Raw genomic sequence first — 15,069 nt, forward strand, 5'->3', positions numbered from 1 at the left:
CTTCGCCGCAGGCGACACTTAAAGTTTTGGAGAGCCCAGAGAACCTTTTTCAAAAGGTTCTCTGGCGGGTCCAGGGCAGGCCAGAGCCGCCGGAGGCTCTACACGAAGTCGGCCGCGTTGTAGCTTGACCGGACGAGTGGTGCGCTGAACATGTGCTTGATGCCGCGTTTCTTGCCTTCCTCGGCGTACATGTCGAAAACTTTTGGCTCTACATAGCGTTTGACCATGGGATGCTGGCGGCTGGGCTGCATGTACTGGCCGATGGTGACGATGTTACAGTCCACGGCTGCGAAATCGTCGAGAACCGTCATGATCTGTTCGTCGTTTTCACCTAGACCGACCATGATGCCGGACTTGGTGGGAATGTTCGGAGCCATGCGTTTGGCGTTGACGAGCACGTCGAGAGACTGACGGTAGTTTGCCTGTGGCCGGATGTCGTCATAGAGGACCGCCACGGTCTCAAGGTTGTGGTTGAGCACGTTGGGACGAGCATCAAGTACGATTTTGAGAGCGTCCTGATCGCCTTGGAAATCTGGGATGAGCACTTCAATGGTGCAATCGGGCATGATTTTTTGCACGGCTTTGATGGTGGCCGCAAAGTGAGCGGAACCGCCGTCTGGTAGGTCATCGCGGGTGACGGATGTGATGACCACGTGTTTGAGCTTGAGGCGTTTGGCTGCCTCGGCCACACGGGCTGGTTCCGTCGGATCAAGTTGTTCGAGATCGCCAGAAACGATGTTGCAGAAGGCGCAGTTGCGCGTGCAGATCGAGCCCATAATCAGGAACGTTGCCACGTTCTTGGAAAAACACTCCCATTTGTTCGGGCATTTGGCGCTCTGGCAGACCGTGTTGAGGTGCAGGTCGGCTATCAGGCCAGAAGTGTTAGTGAAGTTTTCGTTATTTGGCAGCTTGATGCGTAACCATTTCGGAATCCGTAAAGGCTTTTCTGAATTCTTTTTCAAAGACATTTTTAGCGTCCTTCATATCTATTTCTTGTCCGGCTTCTGCCGAGAGGGAAGTGGGAACCGCTCCCTGTATGCCGCACAGTGTGATGGCGTTGAACAGGCTGACGTCACTGCCGATATTGAGAGCCAGACCATGATAGGTGACCCAGCGGCGAACGCCGATGCCCATTGAGCATATTTTTCGTGATTCGTCCACCCATACGCCGGGATGCTTGGGGCGTCGGATGGTCTGCACGCCAAAATGCGCGCAAGTGTTCATGACAGCCTCTTCCATGTCGTGGAAGAATTTTCTCATGCCGCCGGGGCGTTTTTCGACCCGCCAGATGGGGTAAGCCACGAGCTGGCCTGGAAAGTGACAGGTGATGTTTCCGCCACGGGTGGTCTGGGCCAGTTCGATACCGTGTTCGGCCAGTAAAGCCTCATCCATGTGCAGGTTTTCGGCTCCGCCCTGACGGCCAAGCGTAATAACCTTGGGGTGTTCGAGGATGAACACGGTATTGTCTTCGGAACCGGCTGTGACTGCTTCCAATGTTTTGAGTTGCAGGGCTTCGGCTTCTTTGTAGCTGATCAGCCCGAGATCTATGATTTTCATTATTTTTTGGTCGGTTTTGGCGTGTACGGGAGAATTATTGCCTTGGATTTGAGATCAGTCTTCGGCTTTTCAGGCCATGTCGGAATAAACGTTTGGCCCGGGAAGAGTGACCGGGTCTTCGGGGGAATGTCAATGAGAGTCAACCCGCGGTCGGAACAGGCGTATTGGCCTCTGTTGCCGTGCAGTTTGAATGGTTCGGATATAGCCCGAACTGCTCCCCAGCTGTCACTGCCCTTTTGGGAGAAATAGAGAAAGTTAAGGGTGACGTTGTCCTTTTCAAGCTCTGCATCTTTTGAAATCTTTTCCAGCCATTTCGGAGCATCTTTCACAGAGAAGTTGAAGTGACACCACGGGGCACTCTGGGCCATGGCAGGCATAGGACATTCTTCACAGTGCGGGCAGGGGGCGATGGGCTTGAAGCCCTTCTCAAGCATTTGTGTACGCATTTCACAGATAATACGTCCGGTCATACGTACGCCTGTCTCGATCAGCAGGATACGGCCAGTGTCTTTTGTCGAACTCACAATGTGTTTCGACAGCATTTCAGCCTGTGTGCGCGTGGTTCGGCCTGACCAGTCCAGTTCGTTGAATGCGTTGGCGACCATGAGCAGGTCGACTTTTTTATGGAGTCGATCCGTGAACCGGGCTTTGACGGTTTTGATGCGCCACGGGGAATCTTTTCCTGCCATGGCGTGAAAAAGTTTGAGACCTGTCTGCATGGATTTGGGGGAGAGGTCCATACAGGTGAAGTTGAGCTTGCGGGTGCGCAAATGTGGGCGCGACATCCACAGAGCCAGCACGGCAGTCAATGGACCAGAACCGAGATCGGCTATTTCGCCACCGTCAGGGATATCCAGTTCCAGACCGGCAAACAGCCGGGACATGCGATACAGGTTCCAGGGCAGGAAATAGTAGAGATACGGCGACAGGAATTTGTCGTCGGTCATGTATTCCTTGCGGCGTTGGGTGCGCTCATTGGTAAGACCTCGCGACATGTCCCTGATGTCATATTTTAGGTGGTCGCGGTGTTTGCCTTTGAGGGGCCATACCTTTTTCAGGTGAGCACCGAAACGTTCCAACTCTGACGCATTCTTCGGGGTGAGATTGGGAAAGAGTCCATCAATCGACATAGCTAAACCGCATCCTTTGTATAAATTCATCACCAAATCCCGCATCGTTTGTCAGGTCTAGCTGGATCATGGTGTCGGGCAGGGCTTCGGCGAATTGCCGGGCCTGCTTGCTCGTGGTCAGTATTTCAGTTCCTCGCAGGGAGGAGTTGCCTGCCTTAATTGCTTTGTTTTTGCAACCTGCGGGCAGGAATCCGAGAGTTTCTAGATCACCCAGGCTCACATATTCGCCCAGTGCTCCGGCAATGTAAATTTTTTTCAGACCTGCCGGACCGAAGTCGGCAGCGTTAAGCAGAGCGGACATGGCCAGATTGAAGGCTGCTTTTACTTTGAGGATTTCTTCGATGTCTGAAGCAGGAAGGTGGAGCGTGCTGTTGATGACAAAGGCCGGTTCGCCTTGAATGGTTGTTACCTTGTTGGCCAATTTTGCTGCCAACGGAGTCGAGCCTGTACAGAATTGCCCTGATTCGTTCACCACGCCATGCTTGCGCAGGATGGCGACGAGCGAAAGATATCCTGTACCGGTCATGCCGATTCGCTCGGAGGCTGTGTCGTCGAAATAGAGTGCTTCAAGACCACGAGGCGTCAGGGTGAATCCGGTGATGGCTCCGGGGCTTGCGGTGCGTCCAAAGGAGAGTCCAACACCCTCAAGAGCTGGTCCCATGGGGACACTGGCACAGAATCGTTTGTTCGGGGACAGGGCGAGGATGAATTCTCCATTGGTACCGAGGTCGGCCAATAGAAATGGGTAATCGGTCGTTTGTCCGTATTCCAGCGCAGTTAATCCGGCGGAAAGATCTGCGCCTACAAACGGTGCGAGTAGGGGCGGAATGTATACAGCCGGTAGCTCGGTTGTCAGGTGTTGTTCGTCTCCACCAGTGTAAGACAGTGTGTACGGCGCGGTGGCGAGGTCGTCCGGTTTCATGCCGAGCAGGATGTATGTCATTACCGAGTTGCCGGAAATAACGAGCGAGGTACATGAGCCGACGAGCATGGCAGCCGTTGTCTGTACCAACTCTGTGAGTCGATCAAGAATGAGAGCGCGTAACACGGTCCGCCCTTCCGGGGTGGCCGCGACCGCCAATCGAGACATGACCTCGGAACCGAGACCTGTCTGCGGGTTGAGTTCCTGTCCCGATGCCACGGGGACGTCATCAACAAGGGCAGTCCAGTGAATGGATGTGGTGCCGAGATCGACGGCCAGAGAAAAGTTTCCGGTTGTGTCTGCAAGGGTGTGCTTGGTCGGTTTTGAACGTATAGGTTCCGGCAGTTCAATGTCACATGATTTTGACGGGTGCAGACAGGCGAGTCGCCAGCCTTGAGCAACTGCTTCATCGCCGAGTTTTTTTATTTCGTCGGCAGTATGCATCGGAGTATCATTAACATAGCGCACCCGGCACAGCCCACATTTGCCCAGTCCTGAGCAAAGTGGCACGCCATACCACAGGCCACCCAAAAAAATGGTGCGGGCCAAGGTGTCGCCGGAGTTCGGCTCAAGGGCGATATGTTCGCCGGTATGTGTATGAATGCGTATACTCACCATGTTCTCCGTTAGTGTCGGGAGACTATCTTATGGGCCGAGCCATGTAAATGTTGTTAGACGCTCTTGGCAGTGGGGGGACTGGCCTGTTATCATTGTACCCGTAAGGGGAAAACGTGTTCAAAAATCCATTTAAAGTATCGGTCAAACAATCTTCTGGTAAGCGTATCGCTTATCGCGCCAAGATCAGTGGTTTGCACGTCAAGGTTGTCGGGCGGCCTTCCGTGTATTCGGCTTCGGATTTGAGTCCTACGGGGCTTGGATTGTCCGGTTCCACGGGTATGCGCGAGGGGGATGTTTTTGTCTTGAGTTTGTATCTAAAAGGAAAGCGGGTGGCCACTGATCTTCATGCCAAGGTTGTTCGGGCCAAGCAAATGTTTACCGGTCTGGTTTTCGTCAATCCTGACAGACGGCAGATGGATGCCTTGCACGCTCTGGTGCTTGAAGAGCAGAAAGAACAGGCGGAAGAGCGGAAAAAGATTCGATACAGGTTTGATTAGCAGCGGTTCATGCGTTTGAGCGCGTCATCCAGATGCTTGAGCCAAATATCCACCAGCCGGTCGTATTCTCCGGCTCCTTTTAACAGCGGCTCACATTTGATACCTGCTGTTTCAAGGCGGGATTTCCAGCTTGTCTCGGAGTCGCCGATCATGTCGCGTGCAACGTGCCAGCCCGCTCCGAACAGGAAGGGAACAAGGTACGCCTTTTTGACATCGTCCGCTTTGAATCGTTCGATAACGACATCGATGCCCGCTTCTTTCTGATGTTCCATGACTCCCATGTGTACGGTCTTGTCCCGTTTCTGGAAGGCGCGATGCATGGCCTCATAGTAGATGCTGCCGTCATGCCGGGTGCCATGTCCCATGAAGAGCACTGCGTCGTTTTCGCCTTTACCTTCTTCTGCGATAGACATGATGATGTCGGCTACCTGCTCAAGACCTGTCTCTCCTGCCACCAAGGGGAAGCCCACCTCTACGCGGTTGAAGCCGTCTTCCTTGAGCATTTGGTCATTGGCCAGACTGAGGAGTTCATGAAACTCGGTGCCGGGGATGAGGTGGAGTGACTGAATGGCCACATGGGTCACACCGTCTTCAAGGAGCCCTTCAAGTGCCATGGGGACGGAATCCACTGCCTCGCCTGCTTTTTCCATATGACCACGGATGATGCTGGAAGTGTAGGCTACGCGCACTGGCACATCGGGATATGCTTCATTGACCCGTTCGATGATGTGATCGAGAGAGGCCATGGCGTTTTTGTTGCGTGAGCCGAATGCGGCGAGGACAATGGCTGTTTTCATCATTTTTTGTTCTTTTTTACCAATGCCAGCGAAAAATAGTGTGGCGTTTTCGGTGCATCCTTGATGTCCATGAGAATGGATTCGTCATCCATGCCCAACCGGGAGACCAGTACGGTCTTGTCATCCAGGCGGAGCCGGGTCAGGGTCTCCCGTATTTCTTCAAAGTTTTTGTACGCCTTGAGAATAACGGCATTGTCCGCCACGTCAAGCTGTGCTTCCAGTTTTTCAGGGTCTGTGACGCCGGAAGTGATGAGCAGGGATTCTTTGGATTCGCACAGGACCAGTCCTATTTTGGATGCCGCGGCGTGAAAAGAGGTGATCCCGGGGATGGCCTGAAGTTTGATCGACGGGTCTTTGATGAGCAAAGTGCGTTGTAAATATCCATAAGTGGAGTATGTCAGTGGATCGCCCAGCGTCAGGAAGGCCGCGTTTTGGCCGTTATCCAGAACTTCTGCCACAATGTCGGCGTTGGCCGTCCATGCCTTTTCCAACTCGTCCTTGTCCTTGGTCATGGGGAACCCAAGCTGAATGACTCGTACACCTTCCCTGAGGTGCGGTTTGGCAATGGCGTATGCCGTGGAGTAGTCGTTTTTGGTAGATGCGGCGGCAAAGATGACATCGACCTCGCCAAGCGCGCGCACAGCCTTGAGGGTGAGAAGTTCCGGGTCGCCAGGGCCGACGCCTATGCCGTAGAGAATGCCTTTATTCATTACGATATTTCCTTTTGGCAGAGCACTATTACTCGTGCTCTGCTGTGTACCAATGTTAGTTGTGATCTACCCGGTGCAAGAGTTCATGGACTGTTTCGATGCCTTGCAAAAGTCGCATGGTGGGGCGCGATACAAGATGTTCATCTACCAGAAAAACACCGTTGTTCAAGACGGCCATGATGCGGGATGCGGCCGGACCGTTTTTGATGGTGTTGATTGATACCTGATTCATGGGACCTATCTGGGCCAGATAGACATCAATTTTGCTCGATTTTGCCAGCAGTCGTTCCAGTCCATACGAGGCGATGTTTGTGCCACGTCTCGGTCTGGCGTCGGTGGCGACGTTAATTCCGCCCGCTCTTTTGAGAACGAACAGGGGCATGGAGCCGGGGGAGAACGTGGAAAGTTTGGAATGAATGGATTCAAAGAATACCGTGGGGCGTTCGTTGAGTGGGAATTCATCCAGTCGTTTGTCAGCTTCTACCAAGCCGTCCTTGAAATCTTCGATCATATATTCAGCTTGCATTTCTCGACCGGTCAGATGGCCGAGGGTACGCCAGTAGTTGTACATATCGCTGACGGTGTTTGGTTGGAGAGAAACGACCGTGATGCCATGTCGTTTAAGGGTGTTCCATAATGCAGGATAACCACGCTTTAACATGGGGCGGATAAGAATCAGATCCGGCTTGGCTGCAAGAAATTTTTCTACGCCGTCTCGTGCATTAAAAGCGGTTTTTTGCAAGGCAAGGGCCGGGTAGTCTTCGGTTCGACTGACGCCTATTATTTCATCTTTCAGACCGAGGCCAAAGAGGTTCTCGGAATGAGCGGCGTACAGCGATATGATGCGTGTAAACGGTTTATCAAAATTGACAGTTTGCCCGGAGTCGTCGGTGATGGTTCGCGCCAGAGCGGGTGTGCAGAGCATGAGTATGCAGATGAAAGAGAAGAGAATACGAATCAAGAGAGTTCCTTTAAAGCGTAAGAGATGTGCAGGCCTTTGTCCGTGTTCAGGACATGAGCCTGAATGCGGAAAACAGCGTTGATGGTTTCAGGGGTCAGGGTTGTTTCGACGCTTCCATGCGCGTGGACTCGGCCTTTATTCAGGATAACGAGAGTGTCGCAGAAGGCTGCCGCCAGATTAAGGTCGTGTAGTACGGCCACAATGGTCCGGTTTCCTTCGGATGCCAGCCGTTTGAGTTCGGTCATGGTGGTCAGTGCGTGACGAATATCCATGGATGAAGTTGGTTCGTCAAGGAGCAGAGCCGGTGTGTTTTGTGCCAGTCCTCGTGCCACGACAGTACGTTGCTTTTCTCCACCGGACAAGTCGGCCATATATCGATTTTTCAAGTCGCCGAGGTCCATGGATTTCAGCGAGCTTTCGACGATAGAGAGGTCGTTTTTTGATGGACGGGCGAACCGTTGGATATGTGGATGACGCCCCATGAGCACGGTCTCGAAAGCCGTGAATGGAAAATTGAAGTCGAGTTCCTGAGGGACCAGAGCGCACTGCTGAGCAAGTGTCTTTGGGGTGATGGATGTCACCGGAGTTGTGTTGAGTTCAACGGTTCCGTTTGTTGGAGAGCTATGTCCGGCCAACAGGTCAAGCAAGGTGGATTTACCACTGCCGTTGGGGCCGACAATGCCGTATAAGTGGCCTGGCTCAAAGGCAAGGTTGATGTCGCGCAGCACCGGGGTGTCGGTGTAAGCGAAGGAAACAGTATTGAGTGTGAAGGTGGCGGTGTGCATGGGTTACCCCCGGCGCCTTTTGGAGCGGGTGAATATCCAACAAAAGATCGGGCCACCGATGAGCGCGGTGAGAACGCCAATGGGAACTTCATGGGGCAAACCTGTGCGGGTCAGGGTGTCGGCTGCGAGTAATAGTATAGCTCCGTTCAAGCCTGAGGCTGGAAGAAGCCAGCGGTTGTCCGGCCCGATAATCATGCGCATGAGATGAGGAATAATTAATCCCACGAAGCCGATAACCCCGGAGACGGAAACGCAGACCGCGCTGATCAGGGATGCCGTGACCAAAAGTATGAGACGAACTTTGCCCGTATCCACGCCCAGACTTTTGGCAGAGCGAGACCCCAGACTCATGATGTTGAGGTCTCGGGCGAAAAATAGGCAGACCGCAAAGCCGAATATACCGGTTCCGGCGGTCAGGATGACGTCAGTCCAGGTGCGGGCTACGAAGCTGCCCATAAGCCAGAACACGATCACTGATACTTTTTCGTCGGCCAGATATTTGATGCAGCTCAGTCCGGCGGACAGAATGGCGGAAACAATGACGCCTGCCAGGATCAAGTTAGTGGGCGACAATTCTCCGTCGCGTCCTGACATGGCGATGACCGCGAAAAGCGTGGTCGTTGCTCCGGCAAAAGCCATGAGCAACAGTGTTGCCTGCCCGAAGAATGACAGGCCAAGCAAAAGGCTCAAGGCCGCTCCGAATGCTGCGCCGGAAGAGACGCCCAGCGTGAAAGGATCGGCCAGTGGGTTGAGGAGTAACCCTTGAAACACTGTGCCGGCCACTGCAAGGCCAAAGCCCACAGCTGTGGCAGTGAGAATACGGGGAAGACGTACTTCGAAAATAACGCTTGTTTTGAGCGGGTCTATGGAGTCCGTCGCCCCTCGCAGAGCATCCGTCAGCGCTGTCATGACTTCACCCGGTGAGACCGGAATGAAGCCAAGACCGGTAGCAACGATCACCAACGCGGCCAGTGAGACTGCGAGCAGAGTGAGGGTTGCCCCTTTGCTGATGGATATACGAGAAGCGACGGTCATTATATCTTTTTAGGGAAGCATGTGCGTTTGAGCCATGGCGTCTTTCAAGTGGCGTACGTAAATGTCAGCCCATGTGTCGACAGAACCGAGACCGCTCAGGTCGATGGTTACGTCAAAACCCGCCTTGGTCAGCATGACTTTCCATGCATCGTCTTCGTCACCGGCCATATCGTTGGAAGCGTGGTCGCCTGCAACGATCATGAAGGGCTTGAGCAGGATTTTCTTTGACCCTGAAGCTTTGAGGTTTACCAGCATGTCATCGAAAGCAGGATAGCCTTCAACGCAGGCCACAAAGATTGGGTGACCGTATGTTTTCTGCATTTCACTTTGGAACTGGGCGTAAATGCCGGTGGAGAAAAAATCGTTGCCGTGTCCCATGTAGACAAGAGCAGCATTCATTTTTTTGGCGGCATCGACGTCAGCTTTGAGAGCTTTGGTGGCATCGGCGATGTCGTCAGTGTACGGATACACATCTCCGGGCATGCCCAGAGCCGGACGGCCAAGGCGCAAGCTTTTGAAGGGAACGGATTTGGCCTTGAGGGCGCGAATGGAGCGCAAGCCGATCATCGTTTGGGTCAAGTCGGAGAATTCTTCACCGGCAAAAACATGAAGGGACTGCACCGCAATAGCCTTGTAGCCTTCGTCCTGAAGGTCGGCGATGGTTGCCAAAGGACCTTTGACGCTGAGGATGTCAGCAGGCACACCGGCATTTTTTTTCTGCCATGCCGTGTCGTTTTGGCGTTCATGCCAAATGTCACGGATGATGCTTGAGGTGAAAGCGAGTTTGACCGGAGTATCGGGGTAGGCCTTTTCAACTTTGTTGCGAATGTTCAGGATGGATTTGAGTGCTTCGGGATACGATGTTCCGAATGCGGCCAGGACGATAGCGTCTTTGACCGGGCCTTTTTCATGATGTCCGGCCTGCGCCGGGGCCACCATGAGGACCGTGAGAAGACAGGAGAAAAGTACGACATTGAGTCTGTGGATAGACATGACAACTCCAAGAGAGGCTGATTGGGGGAAATGAGAAAACCCTTCCTCGACGATTTTCGAGGAAGGGAAACCGTTTTATCCCTTCGTACCTGTAGTGGTAAGCCCTCGTACCACCGAGGCAAAACCTATGGCTTTCTAGGCAGGTCTTCCGGCTGGCCCCTTCTACTTTCGCCTTCCCAAGGAGAGTCCTCAGTGGCATGAATGAAAGCAGTCTGGCGGGGCGTCACGGCGGCGGGTCCGCTCCCGATTTACACGGGATTCCCTATGAAGTCCTTTCGGACACCTAGAAGGGGTCTACTATGCTTGTAGAGCTGATCGTGTCAAGCTGGCTGTAGCTCCCTGTTCCATACGTTCTTGAAAATGCTGGATCATTTTTTCAGTGTCGATAACCAATGCGTCGGACTCACCCATCATGCCGTAACCGAGGATAGGGATATGGAAGATTTCTTCCACCGGGACTGTGAAGCCCGTGATGACTACTTGCTGTTGTTTGAGCACTTCATCGACCAAAACGGCTGCTTTGTAATCACCTACGCGGACGACAATGGCCTGAGCCATTTCTATATTGTTTTGTTCTGGAATCAGGTCCAGAAGGTCTGCCAGTCTAAGTAGTGAATGAACTTCTCCACGGACGTCCACGGTTTCACGTCCATCGGGCAGCGCGACCACGTCGTTGAGGCGTGGCATGTAAATCTCCATCACATCCCTGCTGGGAACGATAAAGGTATCTCCACCAACTTTGCAGACCAGGGCTTCGACGATGCCTTCGTTGGCTGAGCGATCGAGAGGGATTTCAATGGTAAAGGCTGCCCCTTTGCCCAGTGTACTTTCGATTTCAACATCGCCGTCCAGTGTTACTTTGATGGCGTTGACCACCGCGTCCATCCCGACACCGCGGCCTGATACATCCGTGACCTGTTCAGCTGTGGAAAAGCCGCTCTGGAGGACGAACTGGAGGATTTCTTTTTGTTCGTATTCAGTTTCGGGGTCAGCCAGTCCTTTTTCAAGGGCCTTGGCGAGAATCCTGTCTGGATCAAGTCCACGACCATCATCCTTGACTTGAATATAGGCGTTATCACCTTTACGCCATGCAGCCAGAGTGACGACACCGGCTTCTTTCTTGCCGGCGTTTTTACGACCTTCAGGGTCTTCCAGTCCGTGATCCACAGCGTTTCTCAGCAGGTGGACCAATGGTTCATTGAGGCTCTCAACGATGGTCTTGTCCAGAGCGAGTTCATCACCTTCGACAACGAAGTCGAGTTTTTTGCCGATCTTTTGGCTCAGACTTTTGACCAGACGGTGCATGGGCATAAAAATTTGTTTGAGTGGTACCAAACGGATGGCGTTTACTTCTTGCTGGAGTCTGCTGATGACATTGTCGAGCTCGCGCAGGGAAGAGGCCACCTGATTCATGTTGCTTGCGCCACCTTGGGCGATGACTGCGTAAGTGACCATGAGTTTACCCACCAGTTCGATCACTCGGTCCAGTCTGTCTGTACTGACGCGGATGGATGAGATTGCCTGTGCGGAAGGCTTGGCTTCCGGTTTGGCCTTTTTAGACTCGGTTTTTTCTTTTTCTTTGGGTGCATCAGCCTCTTTTTCCTGTTCGACTTCGGCTGTTGTCGTGGCTGGTTCTTCAAATGCCATGGCCGCTTCGGCTTCAGATTCTTGGACAACAGGTTTGGATTTGGTTTCGATCTTGGCCAGAGCGTCGGCACTGTTGTCGAGCAAGCCCCCCAGAGCGAAGAAGAATTTTTTTTGTGCTTCACAGATACCGAGCATTGCGGTGGTGATGTCTGCGTTGACAGGAGCAATCCCGTCCGAAAGCATGTCGAGAATGGCGATGACTCCGACAGAGGAGAGGCGCATATGCGACAGGCCGAGTGCATCGACAACCTCTCCGGCTCCCTGGCCGGTGGCGTCTACTTCGAGGATCTGTTTTTCTATGTCCTCAATGCACTGAATAATGCTGTCCTGCATGAATTTCCCCTTATTGAGTCGTGAAATAGGTGTCTTCGTCCGGGTAGACGGCAATGGTCTGGTCGAATCCCCAGGAATACAATGTTACTTTGGCATCTGGTGTGAGATTGCAAGCGGCAATCTTGAATGTCGTCCCCATACTGGCCACAGCACCCCAGGCTCCGGAGCCGAAAGTCAGCACTTCGGAGAGGTCGAGCAGAATGGAATCGCCCGGTTCGACTCCCAGAATTGCAGAAATGATCGGTTTGAAGTGTATGTCTTGATGGACGCGGATGTCTTTGACGCGGATGATGGTCACAGTGTCGCGTATTTCCACTTCGACGCCTGCACCAAGGACTTCGGCCTCGGCTATACCGCTGCTTGAAGCTTCGGTTATGAGGGAGAGGACTTCTTCCTGTTCTTCTACGTCGAGGTTGTCGTCACGGAGTTGCTCAAGAACCTGAAAGATCATGTTCACACCCCGCGAAAGCAGGGTGACGTTCTCCGAAGAGGATTCCACTTCACCAGACTGGACCTTTTTCAGGAAGTCCTCGATTTTGTGGGTGAAGTGAGATGCTTCTTCAAAACCCGCCATGAATCCGGTCACGCCCTTAATCGTATGCAACGGGCGTGCGAGTATCTCGATGCCTTCGCCGAGGTCGGCACCTTCAAGCATCTCAAGCCCTTCCATGACTTGGGGGTAATATTTGTCGTTGACCTCGGAGAAGAACTCTTCGATCATAGGATCTTCGCTCATGAGCTATCCTTGGCTACTTGTTCAAGAGTCCGAGTTTTTCCAACTCATCATACAATCTTTCTTTAGCAATCGGCTTGACGATGTAAGCTGAAGCTTCACCGTCGTAAAAAGTTTTTATGACCGTTTGAGGGTCGTCGAGGGCCGTGGTCATTATGACCTTGACCTTTGGTTTATAGCCTCTGTCCGTTTCAATGGATCGAATTTTTTGCAGCGCTTCAATCCCATCAACTTCGGGCATCATGATATCCATGAGAATGAGATCATAGGGCTGTTTTTCTGCATGACTGATTTTGAATGCCTCTACTGCTTCTCTTCCATTGACAACAATGTCCACTTCAAAAAGGGTCATCAAAAATGAACGGAGGACCTTTCGGCTGAGAAATTCATCTTCAACAATAAGTGCGCGCATCATTTTCTCCGGTTATAACCTGATGGAAAAGGGCTTGTTACTCTCTTCTCGACCTTAAAATAGAAAAAAGTCAATATGATGATAAAAAATTATCATACGTATGACATACGTGTTTTTTTGTCTTTTGGACACCCTCTCATGAGTTGTTCACACTTGCAAATCTGCGTGAGAATCGTTACCAACCCGCATGTCTCGCGAAATAACAGAGAAAAGAAAACAACGGATCGATCAGGTTCTAGCCAGACGGCAGAAGGATCTGACTATGGTTATGGACAACATCTGGGATCCGCACAATGTTTCGGCTGTGCTGAGAAGTTGTGACGCTTTTGGCGTGTTCGGAGTCCATTTGTACTATACCACATCGGAGTGGCCGGACTTGGCCAAGAAAAGTTCGGCATCCGCAAAAAAGTGGATTCAGCGTACCCGTCATATTGATGCGGCGAGTATGGTGGACGACTTACGCGGCCAGGGAATGCAGATTCTCAGGACTGGATTTTCCGAAACGGCAAAGCCTGTTACCGCTTTTGATTTTACCCGTCCTACGGCAATAATCTTGAGTAATGAGCATCGGGGAACTTCTCCTGAACTGGCCGAGTTAATTCAAGATGAGATATACATCCCCATGCACGGTATGGTACAGAGCTTTAATGTTTCTGTGGCTGCGGCTATTATTTTGTACGAAGCCTCAACACAGCGGGATCGAGCCGGTATGTATGAAACCTCTTCGTTTTCCGAAGATGAACTCGAAACGCTGAAAGCTGAATGGTATACGCGATAGGAGTATAATTATGCATGATTTACTGAAGGTCATGAACTCCGGCGGCGTCGTTCTCTACCCTACTGAGACGTTGTATGCCGTAGGATGTGACGCAACAAGTCAGGAAGCGTGTGAAAAAGTGGCGACCATCAAAGGTCGTGCAGAAGATAAACCACTTCCGTTGATTATCGGTGGCATGGATATGCTCGAACTGGTTACCGAGGAGAAGTCCTCTCATTTGATTCATTTGGCCGAACTTTTTTGGCCTGGTCCTTTGTCCATTTTGGTCAAGGCGTTGCCAGAATTGCCGGAACTGTTGTCTGATGATGAGGGATATACTTCAGTTCGATATAGCGGACATCCATTCGCCGCAGAGTTGTCCCGTCGTATGAAGAGGCCACTTGTTGCCACCAGTGCAAATATCTCTGACAAGCCCTCGGTGGCTCTTCCCGAAAGCATTGATTCGGAATTGCTTGAACTGGTTGATAAGGCCTACCTTGATCCGCCGTGGCCCCGTGGTAACAAGCCTTCAACGGTTGTCCGGCTGGTTGGTGCTTCTCAGTTGGAAGTTCTCAGAGAAGGTGCGGTGACCGTCAAAATGCTTTGCGACAAAGGATATTCCGTTTCCGTGAAGACATCGTGATTTTGAGTTTATTATTGTTTTAGATCGGCTTCTCTCCATTATGGAGGGAAGCTTTTTTTTGATGGAGATGAAAGAGTTGAAACCGTTTTGCATGTCTTTTGTATCTAGGGGTAAAAATTTGTACTCGAACACACGATAAATGGCGTTTTTCCCGAAGCGGGTAAAAAAAATTGTACTGTTTTGGCAAACAAAGTCGGAGTATGAAATTTAAAATGTTTTTTTAAGCAACTGATATAATAGTATTTATCTAAATTTTATACTTTTTTTATTCGTTTGGCACGAGGGTTGCTATATTAAAAGTATCTTCCTTCTTTATTTTGCACACGAGAAATAAAAGGCTTCACCGGACGGTCCGATGAAGCCTTTCTCGCGTGGTGTGAGTAAAATTTATTTATTGAATAAAATTAGATATTTAAAAGTTTTTAAGATGTTTTGATTCCGTCCTTGTGTATGGGCCTTGATGTGAGTCGCTGGCTGTTTCTTCGTAAACGGGGCGGTTAAAAAAATTGAATTTTGATTCACTGTTTGACTTGGTTGTC

16 protein-coding genes and 1 riboswitch are annotated in these 15,069 nt (G+C 51.6%); of the genes, 3 read left to right on the plus strand and 13 right to left on the minus strand.

Going from position 1 to position 15,069, the window contains the following annotated elements; all coding sequences use genetic code 11:
• Positions 1-98: 98 nt before the first annotated feature.
• The 4 genes from lipA to SYK_RS17110 are packed head-to-tail and all read right to left on the minus strand — an operon-like array spanning position 99 to position 4,224.
• Entirely contained in the window at positions 99-968 is an 870-nt protein-coding gene (gene lipA / locus SYK_RS17095; protein WP_281761478.1) for a lipoyl synthase, read from the minus strand.
• Positions 898-1,557: a lipoyl(octanoyl) transferase LipB gene (lipB, locus tag SYK_RS17100; protein WP_281761479.1), complete on the minus strand. Its 660-nt coding sequence runs from the start codon at positions 1,555-1,557 to the stop codon at positions 898-900. The genes lipA and lipB overlap by 71 nt, the downstream gene beginning before the upstream one ends.
• The gene (locus tag SYK_RS17105) at positions 1,557-2,687 is read right to left on the minus strand and encodes a small ribosomal subunit Rsm22 family protein (protein WP_281761480.1); all 1,131 of its coding nucleotides are present in this window, start codon (positions 2,685-2,687) and stop codon (positions 1,557-1,559) included. The genes lipB and SYK_RS17105 overlap by 1 nt, the downstream gene beginning before the upstream one ends.
• Positions 2,677-4,224 carry an ASKHA domain-containing protein gene (locus tag SYK_RS17110; protein ID WP_281761481.1) on the minus strand — a complete coding sequence of 516 codons (1,548 nt, stop codon included), beginning with the start codon at positions 4,222-4,224 and terminating at the stop codon, positions 2,677-2,679. Before SYK_RS17110 ends, SYK_RS17105 begins: the two co-directional genes overlap by 11 nt.
• A 116-nt stretch (positions 4,225-4,340) precedes the next feature.
• On the opposite strand from SYK_RS17110, the gene SYK_RS17115 reads away from it, so the two are divergent.
• Entirely contained in the window at positions 4,341-4,724 is a 384-nt protein-coding gene (locus tag SYK_RS17115; protein ID WP_281761482.1) for a PilZ domain-containing protein, read from the plus strand.
• Here the strand turns inward: SYK_RS17115 and SYK_RS17120 are convergent.
• The 9 genes from SYK_RS17120 to SYK_RS17160 form a co-directional block, all read right to left on the minus strand.
• The gene (locus SYK_RS17120; RefSeq protein WP_281761483.1) at positions 4,721-5,524 is read right to left on the minus strand and encodes a sirohydrochlorin cobaltochelatase; all 804 of its coding nucleotides are present in this window, start codon (positions 5,522-5,524) and stop codon (positions 4,721-4,723) included. The two genes, SYK_RS17115 and SYK_RS17120, sit on opposite strands and share 4 nt — an antisense overlap.
• Positions 5,521-6,231: a precorrin-2 C(20)-methyltransferase gene (cobI, locus tag SYK_RS17125; RefSeq protein ID WP_281761484.1), complete on the minus strand. Its 711-nt coding sequence runs from the start codon at positions 6,229-6,231 to the stop codon at positions 5,521-5,523. Before cobI ends, SYK_RS17120 begins: the two co-directional genes overlap by 4 nt.
• A gap of 55 nt (positions 6,232-6,286) precedes the next feature.
• Positions 6,287-7,192 (minus strand): ABC transporter substrate-binding protein, encoded by a 906-nt coding sequence (locus tag SYK_RS17130; protein ID WP_281761485.1) that lies wholly within the window; start codon positions 7,190-7,192, stop codon positions 6,287-6,289.
• Positions 7,189-7,977: an ABC transporter ATP-binding protein gene (locus SYK_RS17135; RefSeq protein WP_281761486.1), complete on the minus strand. Its 789-nt coding sequence runs from the start codon at positions 7,975-7,977 to the stop codon at positions 7,189-7,191. Before SYK_RS17135 ends, SYK_RS17130 begins: the two co-directional genes overlap by 4 nt.
• A gap of 3 nt (positions 7,978-7,980) precedes the next feature.
• On the minus strand, positions 7,981-9,012 hold the full coding sequence (locus SYK_RS17140; RefSeq protein ID WP_281761487.1) for a FecCD family ABC transporter permease: 1,032 nt from the start codon (positions 9,010-9,012) through the stop codon (positions 7,981-7,983).
• A gap of 9 nt (positions 9,013-9,021) precedes the next feature.
• A complete protein-coding gene (locus SYK_RS17145) occupies positions 9,022-10,005 on the minus strand; it encodes a sirohydrochlorin cobaltochelatase (protein ID WP_281761488.1) in 984 nt (327 codons plus the stop codon).
• Positions 10,006-10,126: 121 nt separating this feature from the next.
• A riboswitch (cobalamin riboswitch) is annotated at positions 10,127-10,307 on the minus strand.
• Entirely contained in the window at positions 10,303-11,985 is a 1,683-nt protein-coding gene (locus SYK_RS17150) for a chemotaxis protein CheA (protein ID WP_281761489.1), read from the minus strand. (Overlaps the previous riboswitch by 5 nt.)
• Positions 11,986-11,995: 10 nt before the next feature.
• The gene (locus SYK_RS17155; RefSeq protein ID WP_281761490.1) at positions 11,996-12,721 is read right to left on the minus strand and encodes an Hpt domain-containing protein; all 726 of its coding nucleotides are present in this window, start codon (positions 12,719-12,721) and stop codon (positions 11,996-11,998) included.
• 13 nt (positions 12,722-12,734) lie between these two features.
• Positions 12,735-13,130 carry a response regulator gene (locus SYK_RS17160; protein WP_281761491.1) on the minus strand — a complete coding sequence of 132 codons (396 nt, stop codon included), beginning with the start codon at positions 13,128-13,130 and terminating at the stop codon, positions 12,735-12,737.
• A 187-nt stretch (positions 13,131-13,317) separates the two neighbouring features.
• On the opposite strand from SYK_RS17160, the gene SYK_RS17165 reads away from it, so the two are divergent.
• Together SYK_RS17165 and SYK_RS17170 are read left to right on the plus strand one after the other, a co-directional pair.
• Positions 13,318-13,908: a TrmH family RNA methyltransferase gene (locus SYK_RS17165; protein ID WP_281761492.1), complete on the plus strand. Its 591-nt coding sequence runs from the start codon at positions 13,318-13,320 to the stop codon at positions 13,906-13,908.
• A 10-nt stretch (positions 13,909-13,918) separates the two neighbouring features.
• On the plus strand, positions 13,919-14,530 hold the full coding sequence (locus SYK_RS17170) for an L-threonylcarbamoyladenylate synthase (protein WP_281761493.1): 612 nt from the start codon (positions 13,919-13,921) through the stop codon (positions 14,528-14,530).
• Positions 14,531-15,069 lie beyond the last annotated feature (539 nt).

This window comes from Pseudodesulfovibrio nedwellii, assembly GCF_027923765.1.
Classification (GTDB): Bacteria; Desulfobacterota; Desulfovibrionia; order Desulfovibrionales; family Desulfovibrionaceae; genus Pseudodesulfovibrio; species Pseudodesulfovibrio nedwellii.